Here is a 22722-nt window from a genome sequence, read left to right as displayed (position 1 = left end):
GAGGTACGACCCGGACCACGCGTGCCGCTGAACTAGAACAGGTACTTCACCTGGAAGTTGATCTCGCGGCCTTCCAGTGGCCGGGCCAGGATCACGCCGCCGGCAGCGGCCGTGCCGAAGATACGCGAGTTGCTTTCGGTCAGGCCCAGCTCGTTGGTGATGTTGGTGCCCTGCAGGCGCAGTTGCCAGTTCTGCTGGACGTTGGCGATCACGCCGAAATCGTACGTGTGGTACGTACCCAGCTGCTGCAGGCCCGACTGATCCTGCGTATGGGGGCCGACGTGGGTATAGGTCACGAAGGCGGTTACGTCACCCCATGAGAAGGGAATCCTGTAGCTGGGCGTGAACGCGTAATGGACCTTGGGCTGGCGCTGCAACTGCACGCCGTTGATGAACTGGCAGCCGCTGACACCGGTGACCACGTTGGTGAACTTGAAGCAGGAGTTGTTGTGCGAGTAGTGGCCGTCGAGGTAGTTGGCCACCAGCATCAGCTTCAGGTTCTCGATCGGGGTGATCGCGCCGGACAGGTTGATGCCCTTGGAATCGGAGCCGTACAGCGCCGGCGGTCCCACCGGCGTACCGGCTCCGTCCGTGGGTTGGAACGACAGGCCATTGAACTGCTTGTGGTAGACGCTGATGTCGGCATAGATCAGGTCCGACTGGTATTTGAAGCCGCCCTCGAGGTTCTGGATCTTCTGCAGCGGTGCGGTGTTGCCGGTGGTGGCGCCGCGGATGCCGTTGTCGAAGTCGGCGAAATGCACGCCCTTGTTGGCACGCACGTACACGCTCATGTTGTCGGCCAGCTGGTAGTTCGCGCCGACGGTCCACGAGGTGTGGGTCTTGTCGTAGTTGGTGCGTGCGAACGTGCCATTACACACTGGTACAGAGTTGTTGTAGAGCGTGTTCGGATCATTATCCAGTGGGACATTGGTGAGGTTGCACACGTTGTTGGTCGCGTCCTGGTTTTCGAGACGCGCCGAGGCATCGAACAACCAGGGGCCCACGCGCCACGAATCGGACAAGTAGAACGCCTTGTTGGTGGCCGTGCCGTGCTGGGCGATGTTGTAGCCGCCGTTGTCGAGGAAGCCCTGGCTGTCGGTCAGCTGCTTGATGGTGCCGGCGTCGTCGTAACTCACCATGATCGGGCGCGCGTTGGGCGTATTCGTCATCAGCATCTGGTTGCCCAGCGCCCACTTGTCGTCCATCGTGTAGTGCGCCAGATACACGCCCGCGGTCAGCGTATTGCCCTCGAAGATTTCCTTGCTGAGACGGAAATCGTTGTTGATGTTCTTCAGGTGCTTGTGGATGTACCACCAGCCCTGGTGGATCACGCTCTGATTCGGGTCGACTGCACCGCCACCGCCCGGGCCAGTGTAGGTTGCCGTCGCCGAACCGGCCGGCAGCCCGAAGCCGCCCTGGCTGGTCGGGGTGTTGTAGAGCTCGTCGTTCAACGTGGCCGGATTCGAGCCGGAGAACAGCGCGTTGGTATCGACGTCGCCGGCGTCGATGAGGAACTTGTCGCTGATCGTCCAGCCATTGCCCAGGTCGTAGTCGAAGTTGCCGCCGAAGAAGTTCATCTGCGCGCCGCGGCCGTTGGCGAGGTCGGCGTTGGTGCCGCCGCCGGGATAGCCGGCCAGGAACACGTGCTGGATGTACTTGCTGTTGTAGGTGTCCTTGAGCGGATCGAAGCCCGGGTAGGCGCTGAAGTTGTCGGTGCCGCTCTGGATCAGCGGGATCGGCGTGATGAACTGATTCTTGTCGTCCAGGCGGCGGGCGTAGAACATCATCGTGCCGCTGTCGGAATCGTGGGTCAGGGTGGCGGTGAACTGGCCACCCTTGTCGGCCGCGAACTGCGGGTCGCGCACGCCGTCGGAGTCGCGATAGAAACCGCCCACGCTGCCGTACCAGTTCGCGGCGATCGGGAAGCCGTAGAAGCCGTCGACGCGCTTCAGGTTTTCCGAACCGTAGGTGACGCCGATGCTGCCGGATGGCACTTCGGTGCCCTGTTTCAGCATGAAGTTCGCGGTGGCGCCGATCTGGCCGTCGCCGAACACCACCGACGGGCCGCCCTGCAGGATTTCCACGCGCTCCACGGTGTCGTCGAGGCGGAAGATCGAGGTGGTCTCGAAGAACGACAGCGTGGGCATGCCGTACAGCGGTGAGCCCATCATCTGGGTGGAAAAGTACGGGGCATCGCCGCCGCCCGGGAAGCCGGCGATCTCGATATTGGCGCCGGTCTGGCCGCCGGTGGATTCGGGCCATAGGCCGGGCGAGATCTTCAACAGATCGGCGGTGCTTTTCGGGTTGGCCATCTTGATCTGTTCGGCGTCCGCCGTAGTGAGCGTGTAGCTGGCGTCGATCTTCTTCACCCCGGTGGCCGAACCGGTCACCACGACCTGTTGCAGGGTCGTGGTGGTCTTGGCGTTGGCCTGCCGCGGCGGGGTCTTCCTGGCGGTTGCCGGCGCGGTGGTCGCCTGGGTGTCTTGTGCCTGCGTGCTGTCCTGCGCCATCGCCGTCGCGGACATGAGAATGCCCGTGATGGCCGCCGACAGTATCAATCGATTCATTTGCTTGCTGTTGCCCATGTCACGTCCTCCCCATCAGTTTCAGTTTGGGTCGCAGCCTGTCTGACGACAGGTCCACGCCAGTTGGTCGTTCGGGTTGTCGTAAAGGTGCCGATGTCGAATGCTGCGATGCTCGGTAACACCAGGTCTGCCTTGGCCAGCGCCAGTGGCTGGCCAATTCCCACCGCCGCCATCCCCGCGGCGTGAATGCTGGCGATGCCAGCCGCGGCGTCTTCGACGCCAATGCACTCGTCCGGCGCCACGCCCAGGGCGTTTGCCGCAGCGAGGAAAATCTCCGGGTCGGGCTTGGAGCGGCTGATCCGGTTGGCGTCGACGACGGCGTCGAACAGGTCGGCGATGCCCAGGCGCTCCAGCAGCAGGCCGGCATTGCGGCTGGCCGAGGCCAGCGCCACCTTGAGCCCGGCCCGGCGCACCTGTTCGATCGCCGTGCGCGCACCGGGCAGCAGGTCCTGCGGTCCGAAACGCTCGATCTGCGCGCGGTAATAGTCGTTTTTATGTGCGGCCAGTATGTGTTTTTCGGTTTCCGTATAAGAACGTGTCGCGGCTTGCAGCAGGATTTCCAGCGAGCCGCGCCGGTCGACCCCTTTCATGCGCTCGCCGGTGGCGTCGTCGAACGGCACGCCGATCTCGTCGGCCAGCCTTTTCCAGGCGGCGTGATGCACTACCGCGGTGTCGGCGATCACGCCGTCCAGATCGAAGATCACGGCCTTCAGCGGGGCTGCCGCGGCATCGACGAAGCCGGCGCATTTCAGGCGCAGGGGCTGGCCTGCATGCAGGCGTTGCGGCAGGCCGTCGTGCAGGAAGGTGAGCGCGTCGCCTTCGGTAAGGGTGTACTGCACGCCGTCGCCGTCGACTTCCACGCGCAGATGCGCGCCGCGCCAGCGCAGCCCGAAGCGGTAACTCTTCCACGCCGCCGGCAGCCGCGGCGCCAATGCGGGCAGGCCGTCGTGCACGCGCAGCCCGCCGAAACCCCAGGTCAACGCCAGCCAACTGCCGGCCATCGCCGCCATGTGCAGGCCATGCGCCGCGTTGCCGTGCAGGTCGTCCAGGTCGACGCGCAGGGTGTCGAGGAAATAGCGATGCGCCTTGTCGGCGTAGCCCACTTCGGCGGCGATCACCGCGAAGGTGGATGCCGACAGGGTGGAGTCGTGGACGGTGATGCCTTCGTAGTAATCGAAGTTGCGGCGCTTCGCGGCGACGTCGACCTGTTCGCCCGCCAGCATCAGGGCGAGCAGGGTGTCGGCCTGTTTGCATACCTGGTGGCGATAGATGGTGAGTGGATGCAGCCGCAGCAGCAGCGGCTGCCTGTCTGGCGTGCCGGCGAGTCCGGCCGGCAGGCGCGGCTTGTCGAGGAAGCCGTCGTCCTGCGGAAAGATGTCGAGCACGGCGTCGACCGGCAGGTGCATCGCCTGGGCGGCGCGGCGCCACTGGGCCACCTCGTCGGCGTGCAGGTCGATCCGCGCGCTCAGGGCGGCGTGCTCGACCGGGTACGTCAGCGCCATCCAGTCGGCGACGTCGGCGGCGTCCTGCAGGTGCCGCTGCGCCAGGCGGTTGGTGTAGTGGTTGTTGTCGACCAGGGCGGAGTATTCGTCCGGCCCGGTCACCTCATGGATGCAGAACGCGCCGCCATGGCGAGCGCTGAAGTGCCCGACCTGCAGCCAGACGCGCGCGGTCTCGAACAGCATTTCGGCGCCGCATTCGAGCAGGAAGGCATCGTTGCCGCTGGCGTCGACGTAGAGGCGGATCGCCCACGCCACCGCCGCGTTGATGTGGTACTGCGCCGAGCCGCTGGGAAAGTACGAGGAGCATTCGTCGCCGCTGATCGTGCGCCACGCGTACAGCGCGCCGCGCGGATGGTTGAGCTCGCGCGCGTGGCGGCGCGCGTTGTCCAGCGTGCGGTGGCGATACATCAGCATCGCGCGTACCAGTTCCGGCGCCAGGGTGGCCAGCACCGGCAGCATGAACACCTCGGCGTCCCAGAAATAGTGGCCCTCGTAGCCTTCGCCGGTGAGGCCCTTGGCGGCGGTGCTGCCATGGCTGTCGCGGCTGCTCGACTGGAACACGTGGAACAGGTTGAAGCGCAGCGCCTGCTCGGTCGCCGGGTCGCCGTCGATGGCAAGGTCGGCCTGCGCCCATAGCGTGGACAGCACCTGGGCCTGGCGTGCCAGCAGCACCGGGTAACCGAGTGCGCCGGCCGTGTCCAGCGAGGCCTGTGCGCGTGCGAGCAGATCGTCTGCCTGGTCCCCGGCGAACGGCGAGCTGAAGGCGTAGGCGGCGTACTTGTCCAGGGTGACCGTCTGGCCCGGCGCAAGGACGCCCTCGTAGACTTGGGTGACGCCGTGCGGCGCCAGGTTGGCGTAGCGGAACTGCAAGTCGCCGGCATGCCGGTGCCGTTGCGCGCAGACCAGCCGGATGCCGCTATGCGTGGTCTGCTGGCCGACCCAGGCGAGGTCCTCCTCGGCGTGGGCGTCACAGGTGCTCAGGCCGCCGTCGATGCGGCTGCCGATGCGCGGATCGAAACCCTGTTCGACGGCTTCGCGCGCGGTGCTGATGAATGACTCCAGCGTGATCGGCCCGGCGTAGTCGAGCGAGCGCACGCGATAGTGGATCGCCAGCAGGCCGGCGTCCTCCAGGCTCACGATGCGCTCGGCCTCGATCTCCAGCGTGGCGCCTTCCGGCGATCGCCAGCGCAGCCGGCGCCGGTAGCAGCCCTGGCGCAGGTCCAGCGCACGCTCGAAGTACAGCCACTGGCCCTGGTCGAGCCGCACGGGCGTGTCGCCGAGGCGCAGGTGGATGCGCGCGGCATCGGCGACCGGGATGCGCGTGTCGGTATGCGTGGCGAAGCCGGGAAACCGCTCGTGGTACCCGATCGGGCTGCGTTCCCATACGGCGGACAGTAGGGTGGCCTGGCTTGCGCTGTCGCTTTCCTCCAGGTTGCCGCGCACGCCGAGGGTGCCGTTGGCCAGCGCGAAAAGGCTCTCGTCCTGCGCAAAGCCGGCCGGATCGGTGCCGTGGCGCACGAGCAGCCAGGGATCGACCGCAGCCCTCCCGCCGAGAGTCAGCACCTCGGCATCGAGCGGCACCGCTGCATCGTGGTCCACCATAAGTCCCCCATCTCTCCGTCTGGCGCGTCAGGCCGATGGCCCACCAGGCTGCGGCTGGCGGCGAGCTTGGCAGCAAATGTTATCGGTATCAAGATATCGATAACATTTAATTGCGCGGCCTTGCACGCGAGCGCTTCCGGGCCGGAGGAGCGGGCGGCGGGTTCGTCCTTTGCATCCGCAGTGGTGCATTGCCGGCGGTGGAGCGGGGCGAGGTTGCATCGGCGTGACGAATGTCGACACACTGCAAGTGCCGGTTCGCGCCATCGCTGCAGTCCGGCAGCGTCGCGGCGTCGGATCGGCCAGACCAACAAGGATCAGATAGTTGAGCAAGAAAGGCGCGCGCAAGAATGCGTCAGGCGGCCTGACCATGGCCGATCTGGCGCAACTGGCCGGGGTATCCAAGATCACCGTCTCGCGGGCGCTGGGCGACAGCCCGCTGGTCAACCCGGAAACCCGCGAGCGGATCCAGGCGTTGGCGCTCGAGCGCGGCTACAAGCTCAACATCAGCGCGCGCAACCTGCGCCTGCGTCGCAGCCATACCGTGGCGGTGATCGTGGAGATGAAGCCGTCCACCGATCGCACCATGTTCGACCCGTACCCGCTGGTGCTGCTGGGCGGCATCTCGCAGGAACTGACCGCGGCCGGCTACAGCGTGCTGCTGACCACCCGCCAGGGCGCCAGCGCCGCGGCGGTGCAGGCGGCCGACGGGTTGATCCTGCTGGGCCAGGGCGCGCACCAGGACGCGGTGCGCCGGTTCGACAAGCTGTGCCTGCCGATGGTGGTGTGGGGCGCGCAGTCGGCCAGCGACGCGCACGTGGTGGTGGGCAGCGACAACCGCCTCGGCGGCGCGGTGGTGGCGCGGCACTTCATCGCGCTGGGCCGGCGCCGTCCGGTGTTCATCGGCAATCCCAGCCACCCGGAAATCTTCGAGCGCCTGGACGGTTTCATCGACGCGCTGGCGGTGCGCGGGATCAAGCCGCTGCTGATGCGTCGCGACGAGTTCACCGTGGACTCGGGCATGGATGCGGTGCGTTCGCTGCATGAGCGCAAGGTCGGCTTCGACGCGATCTTCGCCTGCAACGACCTGCTCGCGATGGGCGCGATCCGCGCCACGCTGGACCTGGGGCGTTCGGTGCCGGCCGATGTCTCGGTGGTCGGCTACGACGACATGCCGCTGGGCGCCAGCTTCCTGCCGCCGTTGAGTTCGGTGCGGCAGGACTGGCAGGAAGGCGGCATGCTGCTGGCGCGCAAGGTGCTGGCCCTGATCGATGGCGAGCCGGCCAAATCGGAATGCCTGCCGGTCAGCCTGATCGTGCGTTCGACCTGAATGGGCGATCGCCCATTCCGTTCGTGCCGAGCCTGTCGGAGCACGGGCGGAACTCCCTCAAACACCATGGACGTCCAAACGTCCACCACCGGCACGGCCTCAGCGCGTAGCCGCCTGGGCAGTGGTGTCCGCAGCTTCGGCCGGGCTGCGCGCCGGCGGGGTCAGCACCAGCCGGAAGCAGCTGCCGCCGCCGGCCACGCGCACGTATTCCAGCGCCGCCTGGTTCGCGTCGCTCATCTGCCGGGCCAGGTACAGGCCCAGGCCGGTGCCGTATTCGTGGGTGGTATAGAACGGCTCGAAGATCTGCGCGGCCACCTTCGGAGCGATGCCGGGGCCGCGGTCGATCACTTCCAAAATCGGCACGCCGTGCTCGCCCTGCCGGGTCACCACCATCACCCGCGCCGGCTCGCCGGGCAGGCGGCCGTAGCGCAGCGCGTTCTGCACCAGGTTCCACACCACTTGCTGCAGTTGCTGCGGGTCGGCCACCGCCGCCACCGGCGCGCCGCTGTTGGCGATCGCGCGCAGCGAGTCGGCGCCCAGGTCGTTGCCCTGGCAGTACTCCTCGACGAAGGCCTGCGCCCAGTGGCCCAGGTCCAGCGTTTCCGGACGCGAGCGCTCGCGCCGCGACAACTGCAGGATGTTCTCGATGATCTCGTTGAGCCGGATGCAGTGGTTGTTGATGATCTCGACCATGCGCTGGTCGGTGGCGTCCATGCTCTTGGACTCGGCCAGCAGCTGCGCCGAGTAGCGGATCGCCGCCAGCGGGTTGCGGATCTCGTGCGCGATCGAGGCGGACAGCCGGCCCAGCGAGGTCAGCGTGAGTTCCTCGGCACGGCGCGACAGCAGCGAGGTGTCGTCGAGGAAGATCAGCACGTGCGAGTCGTCGTTCGGCGCCAGCCGGGTGAAGCGCGGCACCACCTCGGGCACGCCGTCGGCGAGCTGGGTGGCGGTTTCGTCCAGCTTGCCGGAGGTCATCCAGTGGTACAGCCGGCGCGACAGCTCCGGCGCCAGCTGGCCGAGGTCGCGCTGGTCGGCGCCGGGGTTGCCCATCAGCATCCACGCCGACTCGTTGATCTGGTGGATGCGGTTGGCGTCGTCGACCAGCAGCACGCCGGTCTTCATGCGGCGGATGATCAGTTCGTTGACCTGGGCCAGGTTGGCCAGGTCGGTGCTGCGCTGCTCGGCCAGCGCCTCGGTGGCGCGCAGCTGCCGGCCCAGCACGTGGCACAGCGTGGTGGTGGCGAAGTAGGCCAGGCCGAACAGCGCGGCCTCGAGCAGGTCGCGGTCACCGGGGCTGCCGGCGGAGGCGCCGAACAGGGTATGCCCGAGCATGCCCAGCGTGGCCAGCGCGGCGAAGAAGCTGGACAGCCGCAGCGGCAGGATCAGCGCGCCGGCGCTGAGGTTCACCGCCAGCATCATCGCGATGCCGATGCGCGCATCGTGCATCGCGGCGATCGCCAGCACGGCAGCGGTGATGTCCACCGCCAGGGTCGTCGCCACCACCGTGCGCGCATACGGCATGCTGCGCCGGTTGAACAGCAGTGCGACCAGGGCAAACATCAGATACGCCGTGGCCACGGCGCGGGCAAAGTCGGGAGTGGCCAGTTCGGGCCAGCCCAGCCCCGGCGGGCTGAACGCCAGGCCCACGTAGACCAGCGCCTGCACCAGCCGGAAGGCGTTGAGGAACGACAGCTCGTGGCGGATCGTCGCGGTGCCTGCGCGCGGGACAGTCAAGGGTGCTGAGCTGGACATATGCCGCCTGTGCTGGATGGATCAGGGCATTCCCGGGGGTTCCGGCCGAGTATAGACGGGCTGATCGGCGCTGTGCCGTTGTCGGAAAGCGCATGGGAGCGCCCTGCGCGGGCATTCCGGGCGGGCGGCCCTTTCCATCGGCGCCCGCTTCCGCGAAAATAGGCGGCCGTATTGCGCGGCATGGCCGGTTTCACCCGGCGGCGCACTGCGTTCCGGCAGCGCGTCCACCCGCCGTCCGACCTTCCTGACCCACGCCGAAGTACATGCGTGCGGCCGCCATCGTTTCTCCGTTCGCTCGAGGTATCGAATGAATTTCCACGAATACCAGGCCAAAGAACTGTTCGCGCAGTACGGCATCGCCGTACCGCCGGGCAAGGTCGCCAATTCCCCCGACGCTGCCGTCGATGCCGCCAAGGCGTTGGGTGGCACGCAATGGATGGTCAAGGCGCAGATCCATGCCGGCGGCCGCGGCAAGTCCGGCGGCGTGAAGTTCTGCCGCAGCTTCGACGACGTGCGCGCCGCCGCCAAGGGCATGCTCGGCACCAACATGGAAACCTACCAGTCCGCCGGCCGCGCGCTGCCGGTGAACCTGGTGCTGGTCACCGACGCCACCGACATCGCCCGCGAGCTGTACCTGTCGATCCTGGTGGATCGCGATTCCAAGGCCGTCTCGTTCATCGCCTCCAAGCACGGCGGCGTGGACATCGAGCAGGTCGCCAGGGACACGCCCGAAGACATCCACACCATCGTGGTCGATTTCGTCGAAGGGCTGCAGCCGTACCAGTGCCGCCAGCTCGGCTTCGCGATGGACCTCAACGCGAAGCAGGTCAACCAGCTGACGAAGATCATGCTGGGCCTGTACAAGCTGTTCAACGAGCAGGACCTGGCGCTGGTCGAGCTGAACCCGCTGGCCGTGCTGGAAGACGGCAACCTCGCCGCGCTCGATGGCAAGGTCAACTCCGACGACAACGCCGAATACCGCCACCCGAACCTGGCCGCGATGCGCGACCTGACCCAGGAAGACGCGGCCGAAGCCGCCGCGGTGAAGTACAACCTCAACTACGTGACCATGGACGGCTCGATCGGCTGCATGGTCAACGGCGCCGGCCTGGCGATGGCCACGATGGACGTGATCAAGCTGGCGGGCGGCGAGCCGGCCAACTTCCTCGACGTCGGCGGCGGCGCCACCAAGGAGCGCGTGACCGAGGCGTTCAAGCTGATCCTGTCCTCGGACAAGGTGCGCTGCATCCTGGTCAACATCTTCGGCGGCATCGTGCGCTGCGACCTGATCGCCGAGGGCATCATCGCCGCGGTCAAGGAAGTGGGCCTGAAGATTCCCGTGGTGGTGCGCCTGCAGGGCACCAATGTCGATCAGGGCCGCGAACTGCTGGCCAACTCCGGCCTGGCGATCACGCCGGCGGATGATCTCAACGACGCGGCCCAGAAAGCCGTGGCTGCCGCGAAGGCCTGAGGAGTAATCGAATGAGCGTTTTGGTCAACAAGAACACCAAGGTGATCGTGCAGGGCTTCACCGGCCAGCAGGGTACCTTCCATGCACAGCAGTGCCTCGACTACGGCACCCAGGTCGTCGGTGGCGTCACCCCGGGCAAGGGCGGCTCCGAGCACATCGGCCTGCCGGTCTTCAACTCGGTCGATGAAGCCGTCGACCAGACCGGCGCCGATGCGTCCGTCATCTTCGTGCCGCCTCCGTTCGCGGCCGACTCGATCCTCGAAGCCATCGATGCCGGCATCAAGGTGATCGTGGCGATCACCGAAGGCATCCCGGTGCTGGATATGCTGCGCGTCAAGAACGTGCTGCAGCAGCATCCGGAGATCGTGCTGATCGGGCCGAACTGCCCCGGTATCATCACCCCCGGCGAATGCAAGATCGGCATCATGCCCGGTCACATCCACAGCAAGGGCAAGGTCGGCGTGGTCTCGCGCTCCGGCACGCTGACCTATGAAGCCGTGTTCCAGACCACCAACGAAGGCCTCGGCCAGAGCACGGTGATCGGCATCGGCGGCGACCCGATCAACGGGCTCAACTTCATCGACTGCCTGAAGCTGTTCCAGGACGACCCGCAGACCGAAGGCATCATCATGGTCGGCGAGATCGGCGGCAGCGCCGAGGAAGACGCCGCCGAGTTCATCGGCGAGTACGTGACCAAGCCGGTGGTGTCGTTCATCGCCGGTGCCTCGGCCCCGGCCGGCAAGCGCATGGGCCACGCCGGCGCGATCATCTCCGGCGGCAAGGGCACCGCCGCGGCGAAGTTCGCCGCGCTGGAGAAGGCCGGCGTCACCACGGTGAAGTCGCCGGCGGATCTGGGCAGGGCGCTTGCCAAGTTGATGAAGAAGTAAGTCGGCTCCGTAGTGCTCTAAAATGCGAAGGCCGCGATTCGTGTCGCGGCCTTCGTCATTCTGGGAGCACGCTACATGGCAAGGCTGCGTCTGGCACTGGCCCAATACGATTTTCCGGTCGGTGCGGTGGCGGCGAATGCCGCCAGAGCCGGCGACCTGATCGCGCGGGCGCGCAGCGGCGGCGCCGCGCTGGTGGTGTTTCCCGAACTGACCCTGAGCGGCTATCCGCCGGAGGACCTGCTGCTGCGGCCGAGCTTCCTGGCCGCCTGCGACAGCGAACTGGCCGCGCTGGCGGCGGCGACCAACGGCATCGCCGCCCTGGTCGGCCACCCGCACAGCGAGGGCGAGGTATTCAACGCGGCCAGCCTGCTGCGCGGCGGCAGGGTGGAGTGCACCGCGCACAAGCAGGCGCTGCCGAACTACGGCGTGTTCGACGACAAGCGCTATTTCCGCCCCGGCCATGCCTCGGTCACGGGCGTGATCGACGGCGTGAGCGTCGGCCTGCTGATCTGCGAGGACGTGTGGCAGCCGGAGCCCGCGGCGCAGGCCGCGGCGGCCGGTGCCGAGCTGCTGGTGGTGATCAACGCCTCGCCATGGGACGAGCGCAAGCAGACCGAGCGCGAAGCCGTGCTGCAGGCGCGGGCGCGCGAAACCGGCTGCGCGATCGCCTACCTCAACCTGGTCGGCGGCCAGGACGAGGTGGTCTACGACGGCGGTTCGCTGCTGGTGAACGGCGACGGCTCGATCGCCGCGCGCGCGCCGGCCTTCGTCGATGCGCTGCTGTGGGCCGAGTTCGATCCGGCCGCACGCACCCTGTCGGCGCAAGACTGGCCGGTCGCTGCCGATGCCTCGCTGGAGGCGACGCTGTACGCGGCACTGGTGCGCGGCACCCGCGACTACATCGACAAGAACGGCTTCGGCGGCGTGCTGCTGGGCCTGTCCGGCGGCATCGACTCCGCGCTGACGCTGGCGCTGGCGGTCGACGCGCTGGGCGCGCAGCGGGTCACCGCGGTGATGATGCCCACCCGCTACACCTCGCAGCTGTCGCTGGACGGCGCACGCGCGCAGGCCGAGCGGCTCGGCGTGGACTACCACGTGATCGACATCGAGCCGACCTACCAGTCGTTCATCGCGGCGTTGACCCCGGCGTTCGCCGGCAAAGACGCCGACACCACCGAGGAGAATCTGCAGTCGCGCATTCGCGGCGCGATGCTGATGGCGCTGTCCAACAAGCACGGCCGGCTGCTGCTGGCGACCGGCAACAAGAGCGAGATGGCGGTCGGCTACGCCACCTTGTACGGCGACATGTGCGGTGCCTATGCGCCGCTGAAGGACGTCTACAAGACCGTGGTGTACCGGCTGTCGCGCTGGCGCAATAAGGCCGGGATTCGGGATTCGGGATTCGGAATCCGGCAGAGCGCATCCTCGCAAGACAACGGCTTTTCGCGAATCCCGAATCCCGAATCCCCAATCCCGAACGAAGTGATCGAACGCCCGCCGTCGGCCGAACTGCGCGACAACCAGACCGACCAGGATTCGCTGCCGCCGTACGACGAACTGGACGCGATCCTCGAACGCTTCATCGAGCGCGAGCAGTCGCAGGCGGAGATCGTGGCGCAGGGCTTCCATGCCGACGTGGTGCGCCGGGTGGTGCGGCTGGTGCTGCTGAACGAGTTCAAGCGCCGGCAGTCGGCGCCGGGCCCGCGCGTGACCACCCGCGCATTCGGCCGCGAACGGCGCTATCCCATTACTTCAGGCTGGCGTTGACCCTCGAAGCGAAGGGTCACCGTGATATCAACGAAGCCGAACCCGCATGGCACATCCGCCCCCTCTCCCTCCGGCGACCGAAGGGAGTCCCCTTGCGGGTGAGAGGGTTGGGGTGAGGGTGCGGGACTTGCGAAATCTCCATAAAAAAGCCGGCGATCGCTCGCCGGCTTCGTCGTTTCGCGCAGCGTTCCGCTCAGTGATGCCCCGAGAACGGCACCAACTTGCGCAGCGTGGAAGGCGCATGAGGCCACTTGGCGTCGGTCAGGTAGGGGTGGTTCGGATAGTTCAGCGCCAGCACCTGGCGGCTCTGGTCGGCCAGGGTCTTCTGGTCCAGCGCCAGATAGCTGCGGGTGAGGATGGCCAGCGCGTCGCCGGCCTGCGGGGCCTGCTGGTAGTGCTCGATCACGTACTGCGCGCGATCGGCCGCGGCGATGTAGGCCTTGTTGCGCAGGTAGAACTCGGCCACGTTGATCTCGTACTGGGCCAGGATGTTGCGCAGGTAGATCATGCGCTGGCGCGCGTCGGCGGTGTAAGCGCTGTCCGGGAAGCGCCGCGACAGCTCGGAGAAGTCGTCGAACGACTGCAGGTTGTAGCCCTGGTCGCGGCGCGCCTGCGAGCCTTCGCGGTTGATGAAGCGCTCGATCACGCCGCTGGTGCGATCGAAATTGATCAGGCCGCGCAGGTAATAGGCATAATCGACGTGCTTGTTGGTCGGATACGTCTTGATGAAGCGGTTCACGGTCGACAAGGCATCATCCGGCTGGTTGTCCTTGTATTGTGCGTAGGCCAGCTCGAGTTGGGCCTGCTCGTTGTATTCGCCCGACGGGAAGCGCGCGATCAGGCGCTGGTAGGCCTTGGTGGCGGCCGCGTAGTCGGCGTTCTGCAGCGAGGCATGCGCGTTGTCGTACAGCGCGACCAGCGGCATCGTGTCGATGGACTCGCGTTTCGACTTGAACATCGAACATGCGCTCATCGACACGGCGAGCGCCAGCACCACAAGCACTTTCAGAACGGGCAATTTGGACATCGGCAGCTTGGGCGAGTCGATTGTTGGGCGCATAAGGAAAGAATTCAGATGTTTGAGCGAAAAGGCATGATAGCCGAAACCGGCCACGGCCCGTGGAGGCCGGCATGACCACGATCCGGCACGAAGCGGAGGTGCCGCGGGGCGCGGCGGGACGCAGGTTCGACCAGGCTCTGGCCGAGATGTTCCCCGATTATTCGCGTTCGCGGCTCAGCGGCTGGATCAAGTCCGGCGCGGTGACCCTGGACGGCGTGCAGGCGCCGCCGCGGCAGCTGCTGCGGGGCGGCGAGCGGGTATGCCTGCAGGTCGAGCTGGAAAACGAGGTGTCCAGCGCGCCGGAGGACATCGCGCTGGCCATCGTGCACGAGGACGAACACCTGCTGGTGCTGGACAAGCCGGCCGGGCTGGTGGTCCATCCCGGCGCCGGCAATCCGGCCGGCACCCTGCTGAATGCACTGCTGCACCACGATCCGAAACTGGCCGAACTGCCGCGCGCCGGGATCGTGCACCGGCTGGACAAGGACACCTCCGGGCTGATGGTGGTGGCGCGGACGCTGCCGACGTACACCGCGCTGGTCGACCTGCTGTCGCGCCACGAGGTGGAGCGCCAGTACGAGGCGGTGGTACTCGGCACGATGGTGGCCGGCGGAACGGTGGACGCGCCGATCGGCCGCAGCATGGGCGACCGCCTGCGCCAGGCAGTGCGCGACGAGGAAGACGGCAAACGCGCGGTGACCCACTACCGCCTGCGCGAACGCTTCCGGGCACACAGCCTGCTGCAGTGCCAGCTGGAGACCGGCCGCACCCACCAGATCCGCGTGCACCTGGCGCACATCGGCCATTCGCTGGTCGGCGATCCGCTGTATGGCGGCGGCCTGAAGCTGCCCAAGGGCGCCTCGTCGGAATTGATCGCCACGCTGCGCGGTTTCCGCCGGCAGGCGCTGCATGCCGAGAAGCTGTCGTTCACCCATCCGGCCACCGGCGAGGCGCTGTCGTTCGGCGCCGAGCGGCCGGCCGATCAACTGGCGCTGATCGAGGCGCTGCGTGCGGATCTGGCCGAGCACGGTTCGGATCACTACTGAGGGCAGGCGCAGGGAATGCCGCCGGCGCATGTGCGATGCTTCCCGAATCCCGAATCCCGAATCCCGAATCCCGAATCCCGAATCCCGAATCCCGAATCCCGAATCCCGAATCCCGAATCCCGAATCCCGAATCCCGAATCCCGAATCCCGAATCCCGAATCCCGAATCCCGAAATAATGACCGAGACCTGGATTTTCCCCGACTGGCCGGCGCCTCCGCAGGTACATGCGGCCATCACCACACGCCAGGGGCCGGGCATCTCCGCGCCGCCGTTCGATCGTTTCAACCTGGGCCTGCGCAGCGGCGATTCGGCCGACGCGGTCGACGCCAACCGCAGCGCGCTGCAGCAGGCGCTGGCCTTGCCGGCCGCACCGCGCTGGCTACGCCAGGTGCACGGCGTCAACGTGGCCCAGCTGGGGCCGTTGCCCAGCACGGACGAGCCGCAGGCGGACGCGGCGGTCTCGCACATTCCCGGCACCGTGCTTTCGATCCTCACTGCCGACTGCCTGCCGGTGCTGTTCTGCGCCGACGACGGCAGCGAGATCGCCGCGGCGCATGCCGGCTGGCGCGGCCTGGCCGGCGGCGTGCTGGAGGCGACCCTGACCCAGCTGGGAACCCCGCCGGCGCGGCTGCTGGCGTGGCTGGGGCCGTGCATCGGCGCGGCTTCGTACGAGGTGGGCGAGGAGGTCCGCGCCGCGTTCGTGGCGCACGCTGCGGCTGCCGCCGAATGTTTCGTGGCGACCCGGCCGGGCCACTGGCGCTGCGACCTGGCCGGGCTGGCGCGACAGCGGCTGGCGGCGGCGGGCGTCACCCGGATCCACGGCGGCGGCTTCGATACGCATGCCGATCCGCGCTTCTATTCCTACCGCCGCGAGGGCGCCCGCAGCGGCCGCTTCGCCAGCCTGATCTGGCTGGCATAAGCGCGAACCGGCGCGGGCGGGAGCGTCAGCGGCACAAGGCCTGCAGGAACGCATTGCACCAGGCCGTGATGTCGTTTTTCCGCAGCACCGCCATCATCGCGTTCCAGCGCTGGCGGCGTTCGGCCAGCGGCATGTTGAGGGCCTGCTGCAGGGCATCGGCGACTTCCTCGGTGTCGGCGGGGTTCACCAGCAGCGCGTCGGTGAGTTCCTGCGCGGCGCCGGCGAAGCGCGACAGCACCAGCACGCCGGGATCGTCGGGGTCCTGGCTGGCCACGTACTCCTTGGCGACCAGGTTCATGCCGTCGCGCAGCGGCGTGACCAGGCCGACCCGGGCGCTGCGGTAGTAGCCGGCGAGCAGGCGGTGCGGGAACGACTTGTTGATGTAGCGGATCGGCACCCAGTCCGGCGCGGCGTACTTGCCGTTGATGTGGCCGGCGCTGCGTTCCAGTTCGCGGCGGATCTGCCGGTATTCCAGCACCGCCCCGCGCGAGGGCGGCGCGATCTGCAGGAAGGTGATCCGCCGATGCAGTTCGGGCGCGCGTTCCAGCAGCCGCGCATAGGCCTGGAAGCGCTGCGGCAGGCCCTTGGAATAATCCAGCCGGTCGACCCCGATGATCAGCGAGCGGCCTTCCAGGCTGTCGCGCAGCTGGCCGATCTCGCGGTTCGAGCCGGCGCTGCGTGCCGCTTCGGCAATGCCGGCGGTGTCGATGCTGATCGGGAAGGCGGTGCCGCGGAACAGGCGCCCGTTCGCGCTGCGCATGCGCCCGTCGCGGCGCATCGTGGCGCCGGTCTCGTGCAGGAAATAGTCTTCCAGTGCACGCAGGTCGCGGGTGGTGTGCACGCCGATCAGGTCGTAGCTGGCCAGGGTTTCCAGCAGCTCGCGGTGGTTGGGCAGCGCGATCAGCAGGCCGGCGGCGGGCAGCGGCGTGTGCAGGAAGAAGCCGATGCGGTTTTTCACGCCGCGCCGGCGCAGCATCGCGGCCAGCGGGATCAGGTGGTAGTCGTGCACCCAGACGACGTCATCGGGCGCGATGAGCTGCTGCAGCCGCTCGGCGAAGGCTTCATTGACCCGCAGATAGCCGTGCAGATGGCTGCGCCGGTAATCGACCAGGTCGGGCCGGTAGTGCAGCATCGGCCACAGCGCGCCGTTGGCGAAGCCGGCGTAGAAGTCGTCGTGGTCGGTACGCGACAGGTCGATGGTGGCGTAGTCGACTTTCGCATCGTGCAGCCGGTGTACCTGGGTCGCCGTTTCGGCGGCGAGCTTGCCGCTCCAGCCGAACCACAGGCCGCCACGCTCGCGCAGTGCCGCCTGCAGCGCGGAAGCGAGGCCGCCGGCGGCGTTCTGGCGCGGCAGCGCGACGCGGTTGGACACCACGACCAGGCGGGCACCGGCTTGGCGCGGCGTGCTCACAGCGCGTCCTCCCAGCGCCGCGACAGCCGCATTGCGGCCTGGATCAGGCCGACCAGCGAATAAGTCTGCGGGTAGTTGCCCCAGTGCTCGCCGGTGCCCGGCGCGATGTCCTCGGACAGCAGGCCCAGCGCGTTGCGCTGCTTCAGCATGTGCTCGAACATCGCCCGCGCCCGTTCCTTGCGGCCGGTGGCGGCGAGCGCCTCGATGTACCAGAACGTGCAGATGTTGAAGCTGGTTTCCGGCGCGCCGAAATCGTCCGGCGCGATGTAGCGGAACAGGTAATCGTTGCGGCCCAGGGCTGTGCCGATCGCGTCGACGGTGGCGACGAAGCGTGGATCGGCGGCCTCGAGAAAGCCGATGTCGGCAAGCAGCAGCAGGCTGGCGTCCAGGTGTTCGCCGTCGTAGGCGTCGACGAAATGGCCAAGCCGTTCGTTCCATGCGCGCGCCTCGATGCGGGCATGCAGCTGCACGGCTTCCTCGTGCCAGTAGCGTGCGCGATCGCCCAGCCCCAGTTCGGTGGCGATGTGCGCCAGGCGGTCGCAGGCGGCCCAGCACATCGCGGCGGAATAGGTGTGCACGGCGGTGCGGCCGCGGTATTCCCACAGCCCCGCATCGGTCTGCTCGGCCATGCGCAGCGCCATCGTGCCCATCCGTTCGAGCCGGCGGAACGTCACCTCGTCGCCGCGATGCTCGAGCCGGCAGTCGAAGAACAGTTGGGCCGAAGCGAGCACCACCGAGCCGTAGACATCGTTCTGGCGCTGCCGCCAGGCGTCGTTGCCGACCCGCACCGGCCCCATCCCGCGATAGCCTCGGAGCGTGTCCACCTGGCGCTCGGGCAGTTCGGCCTCGAAGGTGATGCCGAACACCGGGCCGACTTCGCGGGTGTCCTTGTTGGCGATCAGGTTGAAGGTGTAGCGGATGTACTCCTCCATCGTGCGCGTGGCGCCGAGCCGGTTGAGCGCGCGCACGGTGAAGGCGGCGTCGCGCAGCCAGCAGTAGCGGTAATCCCAGTTGCGTGCGGTGCCGTCCGACTCCGGGATCGAGGTGGTCAGCGCGGCCACGATCGCGCCGGTGGCCTCGTACTGGCACAGCTTCAGCGTGATCGCCGCGCGGATCACCGCGGCCTGCCACTCGTACGGAACCGACAGGTAACGTGCCCATTCGCGCCAGTAGTCCAGCGTGCGCTCCAGCGCCAGGTGGACGAAATCGCCCACGTTGTCGTCGAGGGTTTCGTCCGGGCCGAACACGAAATGCGCGGGCCGGTCGAGGCCGAACGGCAGGCCGCGCTCGATCAGCGGCGTGGCCACGTCGCTGGTCAGGCGCTGCACCACGTCGCTGAGCAGGTAGCGGATGTGGTTGCTGCCCGAGGTGGTTTGCGCGATGCGCGCGCCGTAGTCGCACAACGGGCGCATCCGGATGCGCACGCGCGGCGATCCGCTGATCGGGGTCGCCCGGCGCGTCAGCATTTCCGGGTGGTAGAAGCGTCCGTTCAAGCGATAACGCGGCGCGAAGTCGGTGATTTCGACGGCACCGCCATGGTGGTCGAACAGGCGCGTCACCAGCACCGCCGTATTGGTCAGGTAGAACTGCTCGGCGCGTTCGAAATCCTCCAGCTCGATCGCCCAGTCGCCGCCCCCGACCGTCGGCGAAAGCAGGGCGCAGAAGCTGGCGTCGGCATCGAAGCGCGGCAGGCAGCACCAGACGATGCGCGCCTGCTTGTCGATCAGGGCGGCGACGCTGCCGTTGCCGATCACGCCAAGCTCAAGGCTGGCGAGTGGGGTCTCCTTGGAGTCGGGCATGGATGGGGGCTCCGTGCGTCAGCGCGTCCAGGACGCGGGTCAGCCAGGCTTCCGCCGCAGCGGGGCCGGGCAAGGTGAAGGCGGCCAGGCTCGGTTCGCGCATGCCGATCCGCACGCTGAGCCCGTCTCGGGCGTTGATGCTGGCGAACGCGTGTTCGTCGGTGAGGTCGTCGCCCAGGTAGACCGGCCGGCGACCGGCAAACGGTGCGTGCTGCAGCAATTCCAGCACCGCGCGGCCCTTGTCCACGCCGGCGGGCTTGAACTCCAGCACCAGGTTGCCCGGCTGCAGTTCGTAGCCGGGCAGGTGCGTCATCACGGCGATCGCCGCCTCGTGCAGGGCCGGCAACTGCGCCGGAGCGCGGCGGCAATGCAGGGCGATCGCGGCGCGCTTGTCTTCCAGCTGCACGCCGTCGAAGCGTGCAGCCAGCGTGTGTGCGGCATCGCGCATGCGCGCTTGCTGCGCCGGCGCGACCGCGAAGTCCCGGCGGCTGCCATCGGCATGGCGCAGCTGCAGTCCGTGCAGCCCGGCGGCGGCCCAGTGCGAGGCGGCGAACAGGCGGTCGAGGTCGGCCAGCTCGCGACCGCTGACCAGCGCCAGCGCGCCGTCGAGCCTTCGGTGCAAGGCATGCAGCAGCCTCAGCAGTGCGGCATCCGGACGCACCGCCAGCGGGTCGTCGGCGAAGTCGAGCAGGGTGCCGTCGACGTCGAGAAAGATCGCCCAGCGCGTGCCGGCGTCGGGCAGCGGAGGCGGCGGCAGCGGATCGTGGGGCGCGCGAGCGATAGCGGGAGTGGCCGTTGACATCGTCGTCACCGTAACAAACCGAATGTGAAAATCGCCTTGCGGGGCGCCGGATCGGCGGTATCCGGCGAACTTGATTCGTCATGCCGTGCCCACATTTTTGCAGGCAGTGACGGGGGCGCCGTCAATTCCTCAAGACGCAAATCACCAGGCGGGATCATCGACATGCGAATGGACAAACTCACTTCGCGTTTCCAGCAGGCGCTGGCCGACGCGCAGTCGCTGGCCGTGGGCCGTGACAACAACATGCTGGAACCGGTGCACGTGATGGCCGCGCTGCTCAACCAGCAGGGCGGCTCGACCGCGCCGATGCTGACCCATGCGCAGGTCAACGTGCCGGCGCTGCAGCAGCGCGTCAACGACATGCTGGAACGGTTGCCGAAGGTCAGCGGGCAGGAGGGCAACATCAACCTGGGCAACGACCTCAACCGCCTGCTCAACCTCACCGACAAGCTGGCGCAGCAGCGCGGCGACCAGTTCATCGCCAGCGAGCTGTTCGTGCTGGCGGCGCTGGACGACAAGGGCGAACTGGGTGCGGCGCTGAAGGCGGCGGGCGCGACCAAGCCGAATCTCGAGGCAGCCATCGAGAAGCTGCGCGGCGGCGAGAAGGTGCAGAGCGAGAACGCCGAGGAGCAGCGCCAGGCGCTGGAGAAATACTGCATCGACCTGACCGCGCGCGCCGAGTCGGGCAAGCTCGATCCGGTGATCGGCCGCGACGAGGAGATCCGCCGCACCATCCAGGTGCTGCAGCGGCGCACCAAGAACAACCCGGTGCTGATCGGCGAGCCCGGCGTGGGCAAGACCGCGATCGTCGAGGGCCTGGCCCAGCGCATCATCAAGGGCGAGGTGCCCGAGGGCCTGCGCGACCGCCGCGTGCTGGCGCTGGACATGGGCGCGCTGATCGCCGGCGCGAAGTTCCGCGGCGAGTTCGAGGAACGGCTGAAGGCGGTGCTCAACGACCTGGCCAAGAACGAAGGCCAGATCATCCTGTTCATCGACGAGCTGCACACCATGGTCGGCGCCGGCAAGGCCGAGGGCGCGATGGACGCCGGCAACATGCTCAAGCCGGCGCTGGCGCGCGGCGAGCTGCACTGCATCGGCGCCACCACGCTGGACGAGTACCGCAAGTACATCGAGAAGGACGCCGCGCTGGAACGGCGCTTCCAGAAAGTGTTCGTGGGCGAGCCCTCGGTGGAGGACACCATCGCGATCCTGCGCGGGCTGAAGGAGCGCTACGCGGTGCACCACGGCGTGGAGATCACCGACCCGGCGATCGTCGCCGCGGCCACGCTGTCGCACCGCTACATCGCCGACCGCCAGCTGCCGGACAAGGCGATCGACCTGATGGACGAGGCCGCCTCGCGCATCCGCATGGAGATCGACTCCAAGCCGGAGGAACTCGACCGGCTGGAGCGCCGGCTGATCCAGCTGAAGATCCAGCGCGAGATGCTGAAAAAGGAAAAGGACAGCGAGTCGAAGCAGCGCCTGGCCGACCTGGAAACCGACATCGGCAAGCTGGAGCGCGAGTTCTCCGACTTGAACGAGATCTGGAAATCCGAGAAGGCCGCACTGCAGGGCACGACCCGGGTGAAGGAGCAGATCGAGCAGGCGCGGCAGGAACTGGATGCCGCCCAGCGCCGGCAGGACTACGCGAAGATGAGCGAGATCCAGTACGGCCGGCTGCCGGAACTGGAGAAGCAGCTCGCCGCGGCACAGGCCGCCGAGACGCAGGATTTCAAGCTGGTGCAGACCCGCGTCACCGCCGAGGAAATCGCCGAGGTGGTCAGCCGCTGGACCGGCATCCCGGTCAGCAAGATGCTCGAGGGCGAGCGCGACAAGCTGCTGCACATGGAAGACCAGTTGCACAAGCGTGTGGTCGGCCAGGACGAAGCGGTGCACGCCGTGTCCGACGCGATCCGCCGCTCGCGCGCCGGCCTGTCCGATCCGAACCGGCCGAACGGCTCGTTCCTGTTCCTCGGCCCCACCGGCGTGGGCAAGACCGAGCTGTGCAAGGCGCTGGCCGAGTTCATGTTCGACACCACCGACGCGATGGTGCGCATCGACATGAGCGAGTTCATGGAGAAGCACTCGGTGAGCCGGCTGGTCGGCGCGCCGCCGGGCTACGTGGGCTACGAGGAAGGCGGCTACCTCACCGAGGCGGTGCGGCGCCGGCCGTACAGCGTGATCCTGCTCGATGAAGTCGAGAAGGCGCACCCGGACGTGTTCAACATCCTGCTGCAGGTGCTCGACGACGGCCGCCTCACCGACGGCCAGGGCCGCACCGTGGACTTCCGCAACACGGTCATCGTGATGACCTCGAACCTCGGTTCGCAGATGATCCAGGACGCGGCCGAAGGCAACGGCGATGCCGAAGAGCAGTACACCCAGATGAAGGCCTCGGTGCTCGGCGTGGTGCAGGCGCACTTCCGTCCGGAGTTCATCAACCGGCTCGACGAGATCGTGGTGTTCCGCCCGCTGGACAAGGCGCAGATCCGCGCGATCGCGCGGATCCAGCTGGCCTATCTGGAAAAGCGCCTCGCCGAGCGCCAGCTGAAGCTGGAGGTCAGCGACGCTGCGTTGGCCTTGCTCGGCAACGTCGGCTTCGACCCGGTGTACGGGGCGCGGCCGCTGAAGCGGGCGATCCAGCAGCAGCTGGAGAACCCGCTGGCGAAGCAGATTCTCGAAGGCCGCTTCCAGTCCGGCGACACGGTGGAGGTCGCCGCCGAGGGCGGGCAGCTGGTGTTCCGCAAAGGTTGAAGCGGGCCGGTCGGGGTGGCGTGGAACTGCTCCGCGG

Annotated in this window: 14 protein-coding genes; 7 read left to right on the top strand and 7 right to left on the bottom strand. The window is 67.7% G+C overall.

Annotated features, from left to right (window positions below):
- Nucleotides 1–32 precede the first annotated feature (32 nt).
- Entirely contained in the window at nt 33–2567 is a 2535-nt protein-coding gene (locus tag KK131_RS16010) for a TonB-dependent receptor (RefSeq protein ID WP_250887331.1), read from the bottom strand.
- Nucleotides 2564–5689 (bottom strand): beta-phosphoglucomutase, encoded by a 3126-nt coding sequence (gene pgmB / locus KK131_RS16005; RefSeq protein ID WP_214557714.1) that lies wholly within the window; start codon nt 5687–5689, stop codon nt 2564–2566. The genes KK131_RS16010 and pgmB overlap by 4 nt, the downstream gene beginning before the upstream one ends.
- Nucleotides 5690–6011: 322 nt before the next feature.
- Here pgmB and KK131_RS16000 point away from each other — a divergent pair, with 322 nt between their 5' ends.
- A complete protein-coding gene (locus tag KK131_RS16000) occupies nt 6012–7016 on the top strand; it encodes a LacI family DNA-binding transcriptional regulator (protein ID WP_214557713.1) in 1005 nt (334 codons plus the stop codon).
- A 99-nt stretch (nt 7017–7115) separates the two neighbouring features.
- On the opposite strand, the gene KK131_RS15995 is transcribed toward KK131_RS16000, so the two are convergent.
- Nucleotides 7116–8768 (bottom strand): HAMP domain-containing sensor histidine kinase, encoded by a 1653-nt coding sequence (locus KK131_RS15995; protein ID WP_214557712.1) that lies wholly within the window; start codon nt 8766–8768, stop codon nt 7116–7118.
- 70 nt (nt 8769–8838) lie between these two features.
- On the opposite strand from KK131_RS15995, the gene sucC reads away from it, so the two are divergent.
- From sucC to KK131_RS15980, 3 genes are all read left to right on the top strand, one after another.
- Entirely contained in the window at nt 8839–10239 is a 1401-nt protein-coding gene (gene sucC / locus KK131_RS15990; RefSeq protein WP_345777272.1) for an ADP-forming succinate--CoA ligase subunit beta, read from the top strand.
- An 11-nt stretch (nt 10240–10250) separates the two neighbouring features.
- On the top strand, nt 10251–11126 hold the full coding sequence (gene sucD, locus KK131_RS15985) for a succinate--CoA ligase subunit alpha (protein ID WP_214557710.1): 876 nt from the start codon (nt 10251–10253) through the stop codon (nt 11124–11126).
- A gap of 75 nt (nt 11127–11201) precedes the next feature.
- Nucleotides 11202–12893, top strand: a complete 1692-nt coding sequence (locus tag KK131_RS15980; protein ID WP_214557709.1) for an NAD+ synthase — start codon at nt 11202–11204, stop codon at nt 12891–12893.
- Between the two features lie 193 nt (nt 12894–13086).
- Here KK131_RS15980 and KK131_RS15975 read toward each other — a convergent pair whose 3' ends face one another.
- Nucleotides 13087–13953, bottom strand: a complete 867-nt coding sequence (locus tag KK131_RS15975; protein ID WP_214557708.1) for an outer membrane protein assembly factor BamD — start codon at nt 13951–13953, stop codon at nt 13087–13089.
- 71 nt (nt 13954–14024) lie between these two features.
- Here KK131_RS15975 and rluD point away from each other — a divergent pair, with 71 nt between their 5' ends.
- Nucleotides 14025–14999 (top strand): 23S rRNA pseudouridine(1911/1915/1917) synthase RluD, encoded by a 975-nt coding sequence (gene rluD / locus KK131_RS15970; RefSeq protein WP_214557707.1) that lies wholly within the window; start codon nt 14025–14027, stop codon nt 14997–14999.
- 176 nt (nt 15000–15175) lie between these two features.
- Nucleotides 15176–15919 (top strand): peptidoglycan editing factor PgeF, encoded by a 744-nt coding sequence (pgeF, locus tag KK131_RS15965; protein WP_214557706.1) that lies wholly within the window; start codon nt 15176–15178, stop codon nt 15917–15919.
- A 25-nt stretch (nt 15920–15944) separates the two neighbouring features.
- Here the strand turns inward: pgeF and otsA are convergent, their stop codons facing one another.
- Genes otsA through otsB form a run of 3 tightly spaced genes read right to left on the bottom strand, consistent with a single transcriptional unit; the run spans nt 15945 to nt 19931 of the window.
- Nucleotides 15945–17330 (bottom strand): alpha,alpha-trehalose-phosphate synthase (UDP-forming), encoded by a 1386-nt coding sequence (otsA, locus tag KK131_RS15960; RefSeq protein WP_214557705.1) that lies wholly within the window; start codon nt 17328–17330, stop codon nt 15945–15947.
- Entirely contained in the window at nt 17327–19129 is a 1803-nt protein-coding gene (locus KK131_RS15955) for a glycoside hydrolase family 15 protein (protein ID WP_214557704.1), read from the bottom strand. The genes otsA and KK131_RS15955 overlap by 4 nt, the downstream gene beginning before the upstream one ends.
- A complete protein-coding gene (gene otsB, locus KK131_RS15950; protein ID WP_214557703.1) occupies nt 19092–19931 on the bottom strand; it encodes a trehalose-phosphatase in 840 nt (279 codons plus the stop codon). Before otsB ends, KK131_RS15955 begins: the two co-directional genes overlap by 38 nt.
- A 162-nt stretch (nt 19932–20093) precedes the next feature.
- Here otsB and clpB point away from each other — a divergent pair, with 162 nt between their 5' ends.
- Nucleotides 20094–22685, top strand: coding sequence for an ATP-dependent chaperone ClpB (gene clpB / locus KK131_RS15945; protein WP_214557702.1), 2592 nt, complete (start codon nt 20094–20096; stop codon nt 22683–22685).
- Nucleotides 22686–22722: the final 37 nt, after the last annotated feature.

This window comes from Rhodanobacter sp. LX-99, assembly GCF_018599185.1.
Taxonomy (GTDB): domain Bacteria; phylum Pseudomonadota; class Gammaproteobacteria; order Xanthomonadales; family Rhodanobacteraceae; genus Rhodanobacter.
Note: the sequence above shows the minus strand (reverse complement) of the source record. Positions and strands in the feature narration are given on the sequence as shown.

Bases quoted from the DNA above. Each gene is read 5' to 3' on its own strand.
- KK131_RS15975 (WP_214557708.1), bottom strand. From the start codon at position 13,953: ATGCGCCCAACAATCGACTCGCCCAAGCTGCCGATGTCCAAATTGCCC.
- KK131_RS15980 (WP_214557709.1), top strand. From the start codon at position 11,202: ATGGCAAGGCTGCGTCTGGCACTGGCCCAATACGATTTTCCGGTCGGT.
- otsB (WP_214557703.1), bottom strand. From the start codon at position 19,931: ATGTCAACGGCCACTCCCGCTATCGCTCGCGCGCCCCACGATCCGCTG.
- clpB (WP_214557702.1), top strand. From the start codon at position 20,094: ATGCGAATGGACAAACTCACTTCGCGTTTCCAGCAGGCGCTGGCCGAC.
- rluD (WP_214557707.1), top strand. From the start codon at position 14,025: ATGACCACGATCCGGCACGAAGCGGAGGTGCCGCGGGGCGCGGCGGGA.
- KK131_RS16010 (WP_250887331.1), bottom strand. From the start codon at position 2,567: ATGAATCGATTGATACTGTCGGCGGCCATCACGGGCATTCTCATGTCC.
- KK131_RS15995 (WP_214557712.1), bottom strand. From the start codon at position 8,768: ATGTCCAGCTCAGCACCCTTGACTGTCCCGCGCGCAGGCACCGCGACG.
- sucD (WP_214557710.1), top strand. From the start codon at position 10,251: ATGAGCGTTTTGGTCAACAAGAACACCAAGGTGATCGTGCAGGGCTTC.
- pgmB (WP_214557714.1), bottom strand. From the start codon at position 5,689: ATGGTGGACCACGATGCAGCGGTGCCGCTCGATGCCGAGGTGCTGACT.
- pgeF (WP_214557706.1), top strand. From the start codon at position 15,176: ATGACCGAGACCTGGATTTTCCCCGACTGGCCGGCGCCTCCGCAGGTA.
- KK131_RS15955 (WP_214557704.1), bottom strand. From the start codon at position 19,129: ATGCCCGACTCCAAGGAGACCCCACTCGCCAGCCTTGAGCTTGGCGTG.